Origin of the sequence: Vibrio sp. 11986-1-5, from assembly GCF_963878025.1 — a bacterium.
Taxonomy (GTDB): Bacteria; Pseudomonadota; Gammaproteobacteria; order Enterobacterales; family Vibrionaceae; genus Vibrio; species Vibrio injensis.
On the sequence record NZ_CAWNVW010000011.1, the window covers coordinates 386,894 to 402,096 of the forward strand.

Consider the following 15,203-nt stretch of genomic DNA (forward strand, 5'->3'; position numbering starts at 1 on the left):
AATGGAGCGCAGCCGCGCTCCATCCATTGATTATTCTGCAATAGTCGTATGAGTAATCACAACTTCATCCAGTGGAACGTCTTGATGCATACCATAAGAACCTGTGCTAACGGTTTTGATTTTATTGACGATATCCATGCCTTCAATCACTTCACCAAATACGCAGTATCCCCAGCCGTCACGACTTTCAGACTTAAAATCAAGGAAAGTATTGTCATTGACATTAATAAAAAACTGCGAGCTGGCAGAATGTGGGTCCATGGTGCGTGCCATTGCTAGTGTGCCCGTTTTATTGCTCAAACCATTGTTTGCTTCATTGCGGATAGGTGCACGAGTCGCTTTTTCACGTAGGCCAGAAGTCATACCACCACCTTGGATCATAAATCCATCAATCACACGGTGGAAAAGCGTATTGTCATAAAAGCCATCGCGGCAGTATTGTAAAAAATTGGCACTGGTTTCTGGCGCTTTCTCGGTATTGAGTTGAATTTTTACGTCACCAAAATTGGTATGTAGGGTGATCATAGCTATTACCTTTACTTGTTTTGTATGAATGGCTGATTTTAGCCTAACTTTTTGCGCATTCAAAACACCAAATGGATGACCTAGTGATAATAGAGTTGTTATACTCGCTTATCATTTTAGTAATTAACGGTAAGTAGATAGAGATCATGCTGAAGATTTATAACTCACTCACAAGACAGAAAGAGGAATTCAAACCCATTACGGCCGGAAAAGTCGGCATGTATGTCTGTGGAGTCACCATATACGATCTCTGTCACATTGGTCATGGTCGTACCTTTGTCTCTTTTGATGTGGTATCGCGCTACTTACGCTATTTGGGTTACGATCTCACCTTTGTGCGTAACATCACCGATATTGATGACAAAATCATCAAACGTGCTGCTGAGAATCAAGAGTCTTGCGACTCATTGACGGAGCGACTCATTCAAGAAATGTACACCGATTTTGATGCGCTCAATATATTGCGTCCAGATATCGAACCACGTGCCACGGCTTATATTGAAGAAATTATTGCCTTGGTAGAACGGTTAATTGAACGTGGCTTTGCTTATGTTGCCGATAACGGTGATGTCATGTTTGAAGTCAGCAAATTTAAAGAGTATGGCCGATTATCCAAACAAGATTTGACTCAACTTCAAGCGGGCGCTCGGGTTGATATTGAGACGGCAAAACGTAGCCCGCTGGATTTTGTATTATGGAAGATGTCTAAGCCGGGCGAGCCAATGTGGCAATCACCATGGGGTCAGGGACGTCCCGGTTGGCATATTGAATGCTCAGCGATGAACTCATCCATTTTGGGTAATCATTTTGATATCCATGGTGGTGGCTCTGATTTGCAGTTCCCGCATCATGAAAATGAAATTGCCCAATCTTGCTGTGCTCATGATACCCAGTATGTGAACACTTGGATGCACAGTGGCATGGTGATGGTAGACAGAGAAAAAATGTCAAAATCATTAGGTAATTTCTTTACCATTCGTGATGTGTTGCAGCATTATGACCCAGAAACTGTACGCTATTTCTTAATGTCTGGTCATTATCGTAGTCAGTTGAATTACAGTGAAGAAAACCTCACCCAAGCTCGAGCGTCTTTAGAACGTCTCTATACTGCTTTACGTGGTTTGGATATGACGGTCGCAGCGGCTGGTGGTGAAGAGTACGTTAGCCGCTTTACCAGCGCGATGAATGATGATTTTAATACCCCAGAGGCCTACTCGGTATTATTTGATATGGCGCGTGAAGTCAACCGACTTAAAACAGAAGATATGCTTCAAGCCAGTGCTTTGGGGGCATTAATGCGTGAGTTAGCGGATGTGATCGGTATTCTCTATCAAGAACCAGAAAGCTTTTTGCAAGGTTCGATTGGCAATGATGAACAAACCAGTGAAATTGAAGCGCTGATCAAACTGCGTAATGACTCACGAGCGAATAAAGATTGGGCGAATGCCGATCTTGCTCGTCATAAATTAACGGAGATGGGGATTATTTTAGAAGATGGTCCTAACGGAACCACTTGGCGACGTAAATAAGCGTGCCATCTCCACGATACAGCGGGTGAATCGCCCGCTGTATTCTTTTCCTGCTGAGTATTTTCTTGTACCTGACGTGATTGAGTGATGGGATTCGCTTTAGGCATTGTTTGTCCTATTTTGGCTATGCTGATAACAACGGTGCCCAATGACGAAACATCGTTTAGGTATATCAACTAGGAATAAAACATGTCAATAATCCTGGGTATTGATCCCGGATCGCGCATTACTGGCTATGGCGTTATTCGTCAACAAGGCCGTCAACTTATTTATCTTGGCAGTGGTTGTATTCGTACCTCGGATCAAGAACTCCCTTTGCGACTCAAACAAATTTACGCTGGAGTGAGTGAAATTATTACTCAATTTCAGCCAGACGCTTTTGCTATTGAACAAGTCTTTATGGCGAAAAATGCCGATTCAGCGTTAAAGCTAGGTCAAGCTCGTGGTAGTGCCATTGTCGCCGCCGTGAATGCTGATTTACCCGTTTATGAATACGCGGCACGCTTGATCAAACAAGCTGTGGTTGGAACGGGCGGGGCAGATAAAACTCAGGTCCAGCATATGGTGCAGCAAATGCTGAAATTACCAGCAAAACCTCAAGCGGATGCCGCAGATGCATTAGGTGTCGCTATTTGCCATGCCAACACCAATAAAACGTTATTGGCTTTAGCTGGTAAAGCCACTCATGCTCGGCGTGGACGTTATCGCTGAGTTTAACTGGCTATCCATCCAGTTATTTATTATTATCTACCCTATTCTCTCCTAGTTATTAGCAAGGAAATCCCAGTGATTGGACGTCTGCGTGGCCTATTAATAGAAAAACAACCTCCGCAAATTGTGATTGAAGTCAATGGCGTTGGTTATGAAGTACAGATGCCGATGAGTTGTTTTTATGAGCTGCCGAACATTAATCAAGAAGCGATCATCTACACACACTTTGTGGTTCGCGAAGATGCCCAGCTTTTGTATGGATTTAATACCGTGAGCGAGCGAGCTTTATTTCGAGAAGTGATTAAAGCTAATGGCGTTGGTCCTAAGATGGGGCTAGGGATTTTATCCGGTATGACGGCGAGTCAGTTTGTGGCTTGCGTTGAACGCGAGGATATCTCAACTTTGATTAAACTACCTGGAGTAGGTAAAAAAACCGCCGAACGTCTGTTAGTTGAAATGAAAGATCGCTTAAAAGGCTGGGGAAGTGGTGACTTATTTACCCCAGCGACGGATGCTGCACCATTAGACTCCTCTCCAGTGCATTCAGAGCAAAATGCACAGGAAGAAGCGATCAGCGCTTTACTCTCTTTAGGTTATAAACCCATTCAAGCCTCTAAAGTCGTTTCTCAAATGGCAAAACCAGGAATGACCAGTGAGCAATTAATTAGAGAAGCATTAAAATCAATGGTTTGATGATGTTCAGTCTATTATCTGGGTGGCGGCAGCGTCTCATTTTCCGCCTTGAACTATGCTAATGAATACTGACTCTGTTGCCCTTATCATTACATCATGGGAATCTCTGTTATGATCGAAGCCGATCGCCTTATTGCCCCAATCAGTCCTGCTTTTAAAGAGGAAGAAGTGATTGATCGGGCCATTCGACCGAAAAAACTTGCCGACTATCAAGGACAAGATCATGTTCGTGATCAAATGGAAATCTTCATCCAAGCGGCACAAAAACGCAGTGAACCTCTTGATCACTTATTAATTTTTGGTCCACCTGGACTGGGTAAAACTACGTTAGCTAATATTGTCGCCAACGAAATGGAAGTGAATATTCGTACTACTTCAGGTCCAGTTTTAGAAAAAGCTGGGGATTTGGCGGCGCTGCTGACTAATTTGGATGAAAATGATGTTTTATTCATTGATGAAATTCATCGTTTGAGCCCAATGATTGAAGAAGTACTTTATCCTGCCATGGAAGATTATCAATTAGATATTATGATAGGTGAAGGTCCTGCGGCACGATCGATCAAAATAGATTTACCGCCTTTTACCCTAATTGGAGCGACTACCCGCGCTGGATCGCTCACTTCGCCCTTACGTGACCGCTTTGGTATTGTGCAACGTCTAGAATATTATAATGTCGCTGATTTACAGAATATTGTGCAGCGCAGCGCGCAATGCCTTGGATTGTCAATGGATGCCGATGGGGCATTAGAGGTCGCGCGCCGCGCGCGAGGTACACCACGGATTGCTAACCGTTTATTGCGCCGAGTACGAGATTATGCAGAAGTGAAAGGCAATGGACATATCTGTCTGGGTACGGCGGGTAAAGCGCTCGATATGCTTGATGTCGATCATCTCGGTTTTGATTATATGGACAGAAAGCTACTGTTGGCGATCATGGAAAAATTCTCTGGTGGTCCCGTTGGGCTTGATAACTTGGCCGCAGCGATTGGCGAAGAGAAAGATACCATTGAGGATGTATTAGAACCTTTCCTTATTCAGCAAGGTTATTTGCAGCGTACCCCTCGTGGACGCATTGCAACCGATCGAGCTTATCTGCATTTTGGAATAGAAAAGTAGTCTCTGATTTCAATTTGATACGCCATTTCAGCATCAATCTAAGTAAAGCTTCGCTTTCCTGATCAATAAACTCAATACTGTCGAACGCTTCAACCATCGACAGTATTGAAGCGGCCTTATCTGCAAAATATCTCCTGTATTCGTTTTATAGCCATGTCATACACGCTCTGTATGATTTAGGTGTGTTTATGTCAGAGCCTAACTGGCTAGTGAGTGGCGACATGAACCAACGTGAGAAGAGCGCTGAATACTCGACGATAGAAAAAGCAGAATAAGTTCAAAATATTTTTATTTCGGTCACATTTTTACACATTACTTAAAATGACGAAAAATAGACTAATTGAGTTTATTGTTAACTGATTGTGTTTAATATCCGTATCCGCTCTGCTTTTTTTTACCTTATTAAAACACCCAATCTGAGCTTTTCTTGATTTGTATCATTTTGTTGTTTTTTTGCGCATTGATGTGTCATGGAAATTGATTTAAATCAAAGCGCTTTCCCGAACAAACCCTTTGAAACTCAGGGTCTTTGGCAGTAGTATTAGTCGCAGCTATATTAGCTAGAGCTTAACGATTTACTAACCACAACGGCACATAATTGCAACAATTCATTACAAGAAATTAAGCGGTGATCTTACGTTTAATTCATGTATACGTTGGGCGTTATGTCATAAGTGTCATTCAGCCGACACAAAGGAGTTACCATGATTGATGTAGTGGAGCTATCGCGGTTGCAGTTTGCACTGACAGCGATGTATCACTTCTTATTCGTTCCATTGACTTTGGGCATGGCGTTTTTACTCGCCATTATGGAGTCACTTTATGTAATGACCGATAAGCAAATCTATAAGGACATGACTAAGTTCTGGGGTAAGCTTTTCGGGATTAACTTTGCACTGGGTGTAGCGACTGGCTTGACCATGGAGTTCCAGTTCGGAACCAACTGGTCTTACTATTCTCACTACGTCGGCGATATTTTTGGTGCGCCGCTCGCCATTGAAGCGCTGGTCGCTTTCTTTTTAGAATCAACCTTTGTCGGTTTGTTCTTCTTTGGATGGGATAGGCTTTCTAAACGCCAACACCTTACCGTAACTTGGCTGGTTGCTTTAGGCTCTAGTTTCTCTGCCTTGTGGATTCTTGTTGCTAACGGTTGGATGCAAAACCCTGTAGGTGCTGAGTTCAATTTTGAAACCATGCGTATGGAAATGGTTAGCTTTGCTGATGTGGTGCTCAACCCGGTCGCACAAGTTAAATTTGTTCATACAGTGGCAGCTGGTTACACCACCGGTGCGATGTTTATTCTTGGTATCAGCGCTTACTACCTACTGAAGGGACGTGATGTTGCGTTTGCTCGCCGCTCATTTGCTATTGCCGCCTCTTTCGGTATTGCCGCTGTTCTATCAGTGATTGTACTGGGTGATGAATCAGGCTACGAGTTGGGTGATGTACAAAAGGTAAAACTAGCGGCTATCGAGTCTGAATGGCACACTGAACCTGCTCCTGCTGCGTTTACCCTATTTGGTATTCCTAACCAAGAAACGATGCAAACGGATTATGCGGTCAAAATTCCTTATCTGATGGGGATTATCGCGACTCGTTCATTAGATAAAGAAGTCACAGGTTTACGTGATCTACGTGAAGAGCACTTAGATCGTATCCGTAATGGTATGTATGCCTACGACCTATTACAGCAGCTTCGTGCTGGTGATAAATCTGAAGAGAATATGCTGGCCTTTAATGAGGTTAAGCAAGATCTCGGTTATGGCTTACTGCTAAAACGATACACTGAGAATGTTGTTGATGCCACAGAGGCGCAAATCCAAGCAGCAGCAGACGATTCTATCCCTACGGTATGGCCGCTATTCTGGTCTTTCCGAATCATGGTTGCTTGTGGTTTCATTATGCTGTTTGTCTTCGGCGCGGCGTTTGTGCAAACTTGTCGCCAAAAAATCGAGCAGAAAAAGTGGGTTCTCAAAGCGGCACTATGGAGTATTCCATTACCGTGGATTGCTGCTGAGGCAGGTTGGTTTGTCGCTGAATATGGTCGTCAGCCTTGGGCGGTAGGTGAAATACTTCCGGTTAACGTTGCAGCATCAGCATTGACGGCTGGACAAATTTGGACATCATTGATTGCGATTTTAGCACTGTATACGTTATTCCTTATTGCTGAAGTGTATTTGATGCTTAAGTTTATTCGCAAAGGCCCAAGTAGCTTGAAAACTGGCCGCTACCATTTTGAACAAAATGGCAGCTCGTTGGAAGACAAAGTCAACCGTCAAGTCGAAGCCTAGGCAAGGAGAAAGCAATATGTTTGATTATGAGATCTTACGACTGATTTGGTGGGTACTGATTGGCGTCCTACTTATCGGTTTTGCCATCACCGATGGCTTTGATATGGGGGTTGGAGCATTAGTACCTATTTTGGGTAAAAATGATTCTGAGCGTCGTGTAATGATTAACTCGATTGCCCCTCACTGGGATGGTAACCAAGTATGGCTCATTACTGCAGGTGGTGCGCTATTTGCTGCATGGCCTTTGGTTTATGCTACATCATTCTCAGGTTTTTATCTGGCGATGATCATTACCTTAGCGGCATTATGGTTACGTCCTCTAGGTTTAGACTATCGCTCTAAGATAGAAGATCCAAAATGGCGTAATACTTGGGACATTTGTATCTCGATCAGTGGCTTTGTTCCACCAATCATTTTTGGTGTCGCGTTTGGTAACTTGTTACAGGGGGTGCCTTTCCAATTGAACGAATTGATGATGCCAAGTTATCATGGTTCATTCTTTGGTTTGCTTAATCCTTTTGCTCTAGTGTGCGGATTGGTTAGCTTGTTTATGATCTTGATGCAAGGCGCAACGTGGTTACAAATGAAGACCACCAGTGACTTACATGTCCGTGCGCGCAATACCGCTCAAATTGCTGGTCTATTGACTTGTGCTTTATTCGTATTAGGTGGTTTTTGGATTCAGCATATTGATGGCTACGTTATTATTAGTGCGATAGATACCTCAGCTGCGTCAAATCCTCTGAATAAAGAAGTGGTTCGTGAAGCGGGTGCTTGGATGCATAATTTCCAACAGTACCCAATTTTATGGCTTGCGCCAGCTTTGGGTGTGATCATGCCACTTTTAGCTGTACTGGCTTCTCGTTTTGAAAAATGTGCGCTAGGGTTCTTGGTTTCAAGTTTAGGTAACGCAGGAATCATCCTAACGGCTGGTTTTGCGATGTTCCCATTTGTTATGCCTTCAGATTTAGTGCCAAGTCATAGCTTAACCATGTGGGATGCTACATCGAGTGAGTTAACTCTTAACCTAATGACTGGGGTGGCCTTTGTTATGGTGCCTATTATCTTGAGTTACACGGTATGGTCTTACTACAAAATGTTTGGTCGCTTGGATAACAAGTTTATCGAAGATAACAAACACTCACTTTACTAAGGAGCGAAACAATGTGGTACTTTGCATGGATTCTTGGTGTGTTGCTGGCTTGTGCGTTTGGCATCATCAATGCTCTTTGGTTAGAGCACTCTGAAATGATGGATAAAGACCGTGAGTAATTGGTCTGAACGACTCACTAAGCTGCATCAGCCATTAGATAATGGTGCTCTGAGAGCGTTAGTTATGCTATTAGGATTTTACCATGTTGCAATGGTCATGTGGGATCCTGAAGCTTATGCAGTAAGTATTGGTGGGTTTAATGCCATTATTGGTCCATTACTGATTTGGGCAATGTGTTCAAGTATGGTTTACGGGGTCGGTTTCAAACCACGTTATTGGTTATGGCAGGGGATTTTTAGTCCTTACTTTTCATTGCCGATCCTTGTTGGCTTCTTGTTCTTGCGTTTTTCAGGTTTATCGTAAAGTTATTAATAAAACGGTTATCATATCAATGTAATGTTAGCGCTATCTATTTATTAGATAGCGCTATTTTTTTAGTGTAATCCAACAAAATCTTACGCTTCTTCTTGTGCTCACGCCGCTGAGATGCGTTATAGTAATACCCTTATCTAACCATGACTGAGGCAACTTAGCATTATGGGGCAAGTTTTTGACTGGCCGATAACGGTCTATTATGAGGACACAGATGCTGGTGGTGTGGTTTATCATGCCAATTATCTGAAGTTTTTTGAGCGTGCACGCACGGAAATACTGCGTGCGTTTGGTTTTTCTCAACAGCGATTATTGGAACAAAATATTGGTTTCGTGGTCCGAACAGCAAATGTTGATTTCATTCGTGCTGCACGTTTGGATGATCAATTAACCGTAAAAACCTCGGTCGTTGAACTTAAAAAAGCCTCTTTAACTTTCTGTCAAGAGCTGGTCAATCCTAACGGTCAGCTATTGTGTAAAGCCTTAGTTAAGGTAGCATGTATCGATAACCAGAAAATGAGGCCGACTGGATTGCCTCAATCAATGATTTTGGAGTTTACTCATAGTGACTGCTGATATTTCAATGCTCGATCTATTTTTACAAGCCAGTTTACTGGTTAAATTGGTGATGTTAATTCTTCTAGGTATGTCGGTTGCATCTTGGGCGGTGATTATTAAACGTCATAAAGCATTGGCACAAGCGGAACGCCAAGCGGAAGAATTTGAAGATAAATTTTGGTCAGGTACCGATTTGTCTGTTTTGTATCAAGAAGTTAAAAAGCGTAAAGATACGCTAGAAGGTACCGAAGAGATTTTTTACAGTGGCTTTACCGAGTTTGCTCGTTTGCACAAAAGTAATGCCAATGCGCCAGATTATATTATGGAAGGTACTGGGCGGACGATGAGAGTGACGGTAGCGCGTGAAGTTGACGATCTAGAAGCGCATTTGCCCTTTTTAGCCACAGTTGGTTCAATTACGCCTTATATCGGCTTATTTGGGACGGTCTGGGGAATTATGCACGCCTTTATCGCATTAGGTGCTGTTAAACAGGCTACGTTAGCGATGGTGGCCCCAGGTATTGCTGAAGCTTTAGTCGCTACCGCAATGGGTTTATTTGCTGCGATTCCTGCTGTCATCGCCTACAACCGATTCAGCAGTAAAGTGACTAAACTAGAGCATACCTATGCTACGTTTTCTGAAGAGTTCCACAGTATTTTACACCGCCAAGCGATGGCGGGTAGGGAATAACCTATGACTGGCTATCAACCGAAGAAACGGAAGATGACAGCAGAGATCAACGTTGTACCCTATATCGATGTCATGTTGGTGTTGTTGATCATCTTTATGGTGACTTCACCTTTTATTACTCAAGGGGTAGAAGTTGAGTTACCAAGAACGACCATTGCTCAATCAACGGCAGAGCTTGCTGGCGACAGTGAAGCAAGCTTTATCATTGTTGAGGTTGATCAAACGGGTAACTTAGGATTAAGTGTCAATGATGAAGAAATGCAACGCGGACTTTCATTACAAGATTTGATTGTTCGAGTAAAAGCAGAGTTATCATTAAAACCGGATTCACCTGTTGCTGTTGGGGGAGATGCTGCGACACCATATGCGGAAATCGTTTTAGTCTTAGATGAATTAAGTCGAGCCGGTGTTGCAAAAGTCGGTCTATTAACAGACATAAAATAATAGGTTTGCCATTGCTAATGAAAGCAAAAAAAACATTGCAACGTGCCGATAAAAAACCATGGCTGATTTCGGTTGCGCTTCATGTTGTTTTGGTCGTGGTGCTTTTTTGGGGAGCGGATTTTACACAGTCAAAACCAGAAACGCCTTCAGCTGGTGCCATGATGCAAGCCGTTGTCATTGATCCGAGCTTGATTCAACAACAAGCACAGCAGATACGTAATCAGCGCGAGGCCGCGGCAAAACAAGAGCAAGAGCGGCTAGATAAACTGCGTCGTGAGACAGAACAGCTCGAGCGTAACCGAAAAGCCGAAGAAGAACGTATTCGTCAACTGAAAGAGCAGCAAGCGCGAGAAGCACAAGCGGCTCGAGAAGCCGAACGTGTTCGTCAACAGCAAGAGCAACAACGTCAAGCGGCTGAAGAGAAAGCACGTCAAGAGCAAGAACGTGCTGCAAGAGCTGAAGCGCAACGTAAAGCTACAGAGCAAGCGGCCAAAAAAGCCGAAGCTGAGCGAGTAGCAAGAGAAGCTGCGGCGGCGAAAGCAGAACAAGAGCGTGTTGCTCGTGAGAAAGCAGCCCAGGCTGCGCAAGAAAAGGCACGCCAAGAACAAGAAGCGGCAAAACGCGCTGAACAAGAACGAATTGCCAAAGAAAAAGCCGCTAAAGAGGCGGCAGAAAAAGCTCGACAAGAACAGCAGCGTTTGGCTCGACTAGAGCGTGAGCGCAAAGAACAAGAAGCGGCGATGAACAGCATTTTTTCTGGTCTGGAGAGTGAAGCACAAAGTATCTCTGCAGCTCGATCACAACATATTGCCAATGAGGCGCAGCGTTGGGGAGCAATTTATACCCAAATGATCCAACAAAACCTGTTGCTTGAAGACAGTTTTCGGGGGAGACAGTGTCGAGTTAATCTACGTCTCATTCCTACTGGTGCCGATGCTATAGTCGGTGACGTTCAAGTACTCAACGGCGACAATCGGCTGTGTGCAGCCACTAAGAGAGCGGTAGCAAAAGTTGGTAGTTTTCCTCTTCCTACCGCCGATGAAAAGGATCTTATTGAAAGGCTGAAAAACATTAATTTAACTGTAGCACCTGAGTAAAAGGAACTGTTTGTGTTAAAGCGATTAATAATAGGATGGTTACTGGTTTTCACCAGTAGTATGCAACTTGCCTATGGGGCATTAGAGTTGGTGATTACCGACGGTATTAATTCTGCTCGTCCAATTGCCATTGTTCCTTTTAAATGGGAAGGAAAAACACCACTGCCGGAAGATATTTCGGCGGTGATAGCTTCTGATTTACAACGCAGTGGTAAGTTTAGTCCCATTGCCACCGATAGAATGCCACAAACACCTTACAGTGAAACTGAGGTTACATTCGATGCATGGACACGTATTGGTGTTGATGCATTATTGACAGGTTCAATTACTCTCAATCAACAAGGTAATTATGTTATTAATTATCAGTTAGTTGACGTGGTTCGTGGCCAGTTGACTCAAGGACAAAGCCGAGCGTTAAGTGCTGATGGGCAGCTTGTGCTGTCTAAAGATCATGTGTTATTTAACAAAGTCGCTACGGTGCCTGCGCCACGGATGCGTGAATATGCGCATCGTATCTCTGATCTGGTTTATGAAGAACTAACCGGTGAAAAAGGCGCTTTTCTAACGCGTATCGCTTATGTTGTCGTCAATGATAAAGATTCTTTCCCTTATCAATTACGTGTTGCCGATTATGATGGTTATAACGAGCGCTTAGTGCTGCGTTCTAAACAGCCATTGATGTCTCCAGCGTGGTCACCTGACGGCCGCCAGTTGGCGTATGTTAGTTTTCAAAATGGTCAAGCTGAGATATTTATTATGGATATCTACACTGGGGAACGTGAAAAATTAACCTCATACCCAAGGCATAACGGTGCACCGAGGTTTTCTCCAGATGGTAAAACACTGGCATTAGTTCTGTCGAAAACTGGGACGCTGCAAATCTATACGCTTGATTTGGCTTCTCGTAAGCTGACACAAATTACTCATGGCCGTTCAAATAATACCGAACCATTTTGGCACCCGGATGGTAAGTCGCTCATATTTACCTCAGATAGGGGTGGTAACCCGCAGATTTATCGAGTAAATTTGGCAAATCAGGCGGTGGACCGATTGACATGGCAAGGACGGCAGAATCTTGGTGGGCAGATCACACCGGATGGCCGATTCATGATCATGGTTAATCGAAGTAATTCAGGCTTTCATATCGCCAAACAAGATCTTGAGACTGGTGCATTACAAGTGTTAACACAAACTTTGTTAGATGAGTCTCCAAGTATTGCTCCAAATGGTGGCATGGTTATTTATAGTTCGATGTATAATCAAGCCAACGTCTTATCGATGGTTTCTATTGATGGGCGATTTAAAGCAAGGTTACCGGCAACCAATGGACGAGTTAGATCGCCAGCGTGGTCTCCGTTTTTATAGCCAACATATAATTTAGCAACTAACTATTTCATAGTAAGGAAAATAAGATGCAACTTAATAAAGTTCTCAAGGGACTCCTAATTGCGCTACCTGTTTTAGCTATTACTGCATGTAGCTCAAGTGATGATGCCGCATCAGCATCAGGTTCACAGACTAACCAAACAACGTCTGGTAGCGCGGGTAGTGTAGACACCACCGTTGTTTCTCCAATTGGTGAGTATGGGCAGTTGTCAGAGCAAGAGCTTAAAGAACAAGCACTTCGTGAAACACAAACCATTTATTTTGCATTTGACAATGCCACTATCGCACGTAGTTACGAAGAAATGCTTGCAGCTCATGCTGCTTACCTAAGCAAAAACCCGAGTCTAAAAGTGACGGTAGAAGGCCACGCTGATGAGCGCGGTACGCCAGAATACAACATTGCACTTGGTGAGCGTCGTGCTAACGCCGTAGCCAAATATTTAGAGGCTCTAGGTGTACAAGCCAATCAAATTTCGATCGTGAGCTATGGTGAAGAAAAACCATTGGTTCTAGGTCAAACTGAAGAAGCTTACGCGAAGAACCGCCGAGCTGTTCTTGTTTACTAATTGAGGTATCCCTCATGTTCAGTAACTTAAAGCAAGTTTTTACGCTTACGTTACTGGCAAGTGCAGCGAGCATTACGCTCGCTGCACCAGCTCCAGTATCCGATCTTAGTCAGCGTTCAGTCTCAACGTCGGCTAACCGCGCCGTGCCAAATGAAGGTGATGTTGCCCGTTTAGAACGTTTGCTTGAAAATCGCAACCGTATGCAGTTGCAAATGCAGCAGCAACTCGACGAAATGGCACTAGAAATTAATGAGCTCCGTGGGCAACTAGAAAGAAATACTTACGATATGCAGCAAATGTTGCAGCGCCAGCGTGAACTGTTTGTTGAGCTCGATAATTTACGTAGTGCAGCTAAACAATCGCCATCTGCAGATGCCATCGCTGCCAATCAAAGTGATGAACTGCCACTAGGCACTTTTAGTAGCGATGTGAACGAGCAAGCGGCTTATCAGAACGCTGTGGATTTAATTTTAAAAAAGCGTGATTACGCTGGTGCGATAGCTGCATTTGAAAAATTCCAAGCTGATTATCCGGATTCCAGTTTTGCGGCAAATGCCCACTACTGGCTTGGTCAGTTACATTTCGCCAAGCGTCAAGATCAACAATCAGCGAAAAGTTTTGCGGCGGTATTAAGCTATTCAGATTCGAATAAGCGCGCTGATGCTTTAGTCAAGCTCGGTGATATCGCTGCGCGTAATAATAATACGGCTCAAGCAAAAAAATATTATCAGCAAGTAATTAATGAATATCCGAATAGTGCTTCGGCGAAAGCTGCTCAGGATAAATTAAAGTAACGTGTTTATATCACCCTGATAATGCTGAGCCACTCTTCGGAGTGGCTTTTTATTCTGTATACTATATGGTGCTTAGTTGGTTTTTTTGTGTCCGATGACCGATACAGTGTACAATGTCTGGATTATTACAATGATCCATAGAGCAGAGCAATGAGTCACATACTGGATAAAATAGACACCGTTTACCCTTTCCCAGCGAAGCCTATTCCTCTTAGTGAGATGGAGAAAACGGCTTATTTAGCAAGTATTAAGCAGTTACTAAAAGAGAAAGATGCAGTACTGATCGCCCATTACTATACTGACCCAGAAATTCAAGCCTTAGCAGAAGAGACGGGCGGTTTTGTCGGCGACTCACTTGAAATGGCTAAATTTGGTAATCGTCATTCTGCGACGACACTGATCATTGCTGGTGTGCGTTTTATGGGGGAGTCAGCGAAAATACTGACCCCAGAAAAGCGGATTCTGATGCCAACCTTAAAAGCCGAGTGTTCACTTGATTTAGGTTGTCCGGCCGATAAATTCACCGAATTTTGCGATGCCCATCCAGATCATACCGTTGTGGTATACGCTAATACTTCTGCGGCCGTGAAAGCACGTGCTGATTGGGTGGTCACCTCGAGTATTGCCTTAGATATTGTTGAACATCTTGATTCACAAGATAAAAAGATAATCTGGGGTCCCGATCGTCACCTTGGCGCTTATATTGCCAAAAAAACCGGAGCAGAAATGCTCTTGTGGCAAGGTGAGTGCGTGGTGCATGATGAGTTTTCTGCTGATGCCTTACGTAAAATGAAAGCCTTGTATCCAGATGCTGCGATTCTCGTTCACCCAGAATCTCCGGCCAGTGTGGTTGAACTCGCTGATGCGGTTGGCTCGACCAGTCAATTAATCAAAGCGGCGAAAACCTTACCACAGTCAAAAATGATCGTGGCGACGGATAAAGGCATCTTCTTTAAAATGCAACAGATGGTGCCAGAAAAAGAGCTAATTGAAGCACCAACCGCCGGCGCTGGAGCCACCTGCCGCAGCTGTGCACATTGCCCGTGGATGGCAATGAACGGCCTAAAAGCAATTGAACAAGCCCTACTTGAAGGCGGCTGTGAACATGAGGTGTTTGTTGACGAAGCGATACGAGTAAAATCACTGATTCCGTTAAATCGTATGCTTGATTTTGCTGAGCAGCTCAATCGCCAAGTACAAGGTAATGCTTAACGAAA

General features: G+C 43.8%; 17 protein-coding genes. 16 read left to right on the top strand and 1 reads right to left on the bottom strand.

All coding sequences use genetic code 11. The features are described from left to right. Window positions 1–30: 30 nt before the first annotated feature. Window positions 31–525: a peptidylprolyl isomerase gene (locus AACS00_RS04740; protein ID WP_004394955.1), complete on the bottom strand. Its 495-nt coding sequence runs from the start codon at window positions 523–525 to the stop codon at window positions 31–33. 146 nt (window positions 526–671) lie between these two features. Between AACS00_RS04740 and cysS the strand changes: the two genes are divergently transcribed. The 16 genes from cysS to nadA all read left to right on the top strand — a co-directional run bounded on the left by cysS (window position 672) and on the right by nadA (window position 15,198). Beyond that, window positions 672–2,054, top strand: a complete 1,383-nt coding sequence (gene cysS / locus AACS00_RS04745) for a cysteine--tRNA ligase (protein WP_110166660.1) — start codon at window positions 672–674, stop codon at window positions 2,052–2,054. A 189-nt stretch (window positions 2,055–2,243) separates the two neighbouring features. Beyond that, a complete protein-coding gene (ruvC, locus tag AACS00_RS04750) occupies window positions 2,244–2,765 on the top strand; it encodes a crossover junction endodeoxyribonuclease RuvC (protein WP_072669672.1) in 522 nt (173 codons plus the stop codon). A gap of 75 nt (window positions 2,766–2,840) precedes the next feature. Beyond that, entirely contained in the window at window positions 2,841–3,458 is a 618-nt protein-coding gene (ruvA, locus tag AACS00_RS04755; protein WP_110166661.1) for a Holliday junction branch migration protein RuvA, read from the top strand. A gap of 111 nt (window positions 3,459–3,569) precedes the next feature. Then, the gene (ruvB, locus tag AACS00_RS04760) at window positions 3,570–4,574 is read left to right on the top strand and encodes a Holliday junction branch migration DNA helicase RuvB (protein ID WP_110166662.1); all 1,005 of its coding nucleotides are present in this window, start codon (window positions 3,570–3,572) and stop codon (window positions 4,572–4,574) included. Between the two features lie 704 nt (window positions 4,575–5,278). Continuing rightward, window positions 5,279–6,865: a cytochrome ubiquinol oxidase subunit I gene (gene cydA / locus AACS00_RS04765; protein WP_072669669.1), complete on the top strand. Its 1,587-nt coding sequence runs from the start codon at window positions 5,279–5,281 to the stop codon at window positions 6,863–6,865. Between the two features lie 16 nt (window positions 6,866–6,881). Next, window positions 6,882–8,018, top strand: a complete 1,137-nt coding sequence (cydB, locus tag AACS00_RS04770) for a cytochrome d ubiquinol oxidase subunit II (protein ID WP_110166663.1) — start codon at window positions 6,882–6,884, stop codon at window positions 8,016–8,018. Between the two features lie 11 nt (window positions 8,019–8,029). Further along, window positions 8,030–8,137, top strand: coding sequence for a cytochrome bd-I oxidase subunit CydX (gene cydX, locus AACS00_RS04775; protein WP_010319196.1), 108 nt, complete (start codon window positions 8,030–8,032; stop codon window positions 8,135–8,137). Next, window positions 8,130–8,441, top strand: coding sequence for a cyd operon protein YbgE (gene ybgE, locus AACS00_RS04780; RefSeq protein WP_072669667.1), 312 nt, complete (start codon window positions 8,130–8,132; stop codon window positions 8,439–8,441). The genes cydX and ybgE overlap by 8 nt, the downstream gene beginning before the upstream one ends. A gap of 174 nt (window positions 8,442–8,615) precedes the next feature. After that, window positions 8,616–9,026 carry a tol-pal system-associated acyl-CoA thioesterase gene (ybgC, locus tag AACS00_RS04785; protein ID WP_072669666.1) on the top strand — a complete coding sequence of 137 codons (411 nt, stop codon included), beginning with the start codon at window positions 8,616–8,618 and terminating at the stop codon, window positions 9,024–9,026. Next, window positions 9,016–9,699, top strand: coding sequence for a protein TolQ (gene tolQ / locus AACS00_RS04790; protein WP_072669665.1), 684 nt, complete (start codon window positions 9,016–9,018; stop codon window positions 9,697–9,699). Before ybgC ends, tolQ begins: the two co-directional genes overlap by 11 nt. A gap of 3 nt (window positions 9,700–9,702) precedes the next feature. Then, window positions 9,703–10,143, top strand: coding sequence for an ExbD/TolR family protein (locus tag AACS00_RS04795; protein ID WP_110166664.1), 441 nt, complete (start codon window positions 9,703–9,705; stop codon window positions 10,141–10,143). Window positions 10,144–10,160: 17 nt separating this feature from the next. Then, window positions 10,161–11,240: a cell envelope integrity protein TolA gene (gene tolA, locus AACS00_RS04800; RefSeq protein ID WP_110166665.1), complete on the top strand. Its 1,080-nt coding sequence runs from the start codon at window positions 10,161–10,163 to the stop codon at window positions 11,238–11,240. Window positions 11,241–11,300: 60 nt separating this feature from the next. Next, window positions 11,301–12,605 (top strand): Tol-Pal system beta propeller repeat protein TolB, encoded by a 1,305-nt coding sequence (gene tolB, locus AACS00_RS04805; protein ID WP_375152940.1) that lies wholly within the window; start codon window positions 11,301–11,303, stop codon window positions 12,603–12,605. A 47-nt stretch (window positions 12,606–12,652) separates the two neighbouring features. After that, window positions 12,653–13,192: a peptidoglycan-associated lipoprotein Pal gene (gene pal, locus AACS00_RS04810; RefSeq protein WP_072669661.1), complete on the top strand. Its 540-nt coding sequence runs from the start codon at window positions 12,653–12,655 to the stop codon at window positions 13,190–13,192. A 14-nt stretch (window positions 13,193–13,206) separates the two neighbouring features. Continuing rightward, entirely contained in the window at window positions 13,207–13,986 is a 780-nt protein-coding gene (ybgF, locus tag AACS00_RS04815; protein ID WP_072669660.1) for a tol-pal system protein YbgF, read from the top strand. A gap of 150 nt (window positions 13,987–14,136) precedes the next feature. After that, window positions 14,137–15,198 carry a quinolinate synthase NadA gene (nadA, locus tag AACS00_RS04820; RefSeq protein ID WP_110166666.1) on the top strand — a complete coding sequence of 354 codons (1,062 nt, stop codon included), beginning with the start codon at window positions 14,137–14,139 and terminating at the stop codon, window positions 15,196–15,198. Window positions 15,199–15,203: the final 5 nt, after the last annotated feature.

Excerpts from the sequence above, each read along its gene's own strand:
- AACS00_RS04740 (WP_004394955.1), bottom strand. The coding sequence starts at position 525 with ATGATCACCCTACATACCAATTTTGGTGACGTAAAAATTCAACTCAAT.
- cysS (WP_110166660.1), top strand. The coding sequence starts at position 672 with ATGCTGAAGATTTATAACTCACTCACAAGACAGAAAGAGGAATTCAAA.
- ruvC (WP_072669672.1), top strand. The coding sequence starts at position 2,244 with ATGTCAATAATCCTGGGTATTGATCCCGGATCGCGCATTACTGGCTAT.
- ruvB (WP_110166662.1), top strand. The coding sequence starts at position 3,570 with ATGATCGAAGCCGATCGCCTTATTGCCCCAATCAGTCCTGCTTTTAAA.
- cydA (WP_072669669.1), top strand. The coding sequence starts at position 5,279 with ATGATTGATGTAGTGGAGCTATCGCGGTTGCAGTTTGCACTGACAGCG.
- cydB (WP_110166663.1), top strand. The coding sequence starts at position 6,882 with ATGTTTGATTATGAGATCTTACGACTGATTTGGTGGGTACTGATTGGC.
- cydX (WP_010319196.1), top strand. The coding sequence starts at position 8,030 with ATGTGGTACTTTGCATGGATTCTTGGTGTGTTGCTGGCTTGTGCGTTT.
- ybgC (WP_072669666.1), top strand. The coding sequence starts at position 8,616 with ATGGGGCAAGTTTTTGACTGGCCGATAACGGTCTATTATGAGGACACA.
- AACS00_RS04795 (WP_110166664.1), top strand. The coding sequence starts at position 9,703 with ATGACTGGCTATCAACCGAAGAAACGGAAGATGACAGCAGAGATCAAC.
- tolA (WP_110166665.1), top strand. The coding sequence starts at position 10,161 with ATGAAAGCAAAAAAAACATTGCAACGTGCCGATAAAAAACCATGGCTG.
- tolB (WP_375152940.1), top strand. The coding sequence starts at position 11,301 with ATGCAACTTGCCTATGGGGCATTAGAGTTGGTGATTACCGACGGTATT.
- pal (WP_072669661.1), top strand. The coding sequence starts at position 12,653 with ATGCAACTTAATAAAGTTCTCAAGGGACTCCTAATTGCGCTACCTGTT.
- ybgF (WP_072669660.1), top strand. The coding sequence starts at position 13,207 with ATGTTCAGTAACTTAAAGCAAGTTTTTACGCTTACGTTACTGGCAAGT.
- nadA (WP_110166666.1), top strand. The coding sequence starts at position 14,137 with ATGAGTCACATACTGGATAAAATAGACACCGTTTACCCTTTCCCAGCG.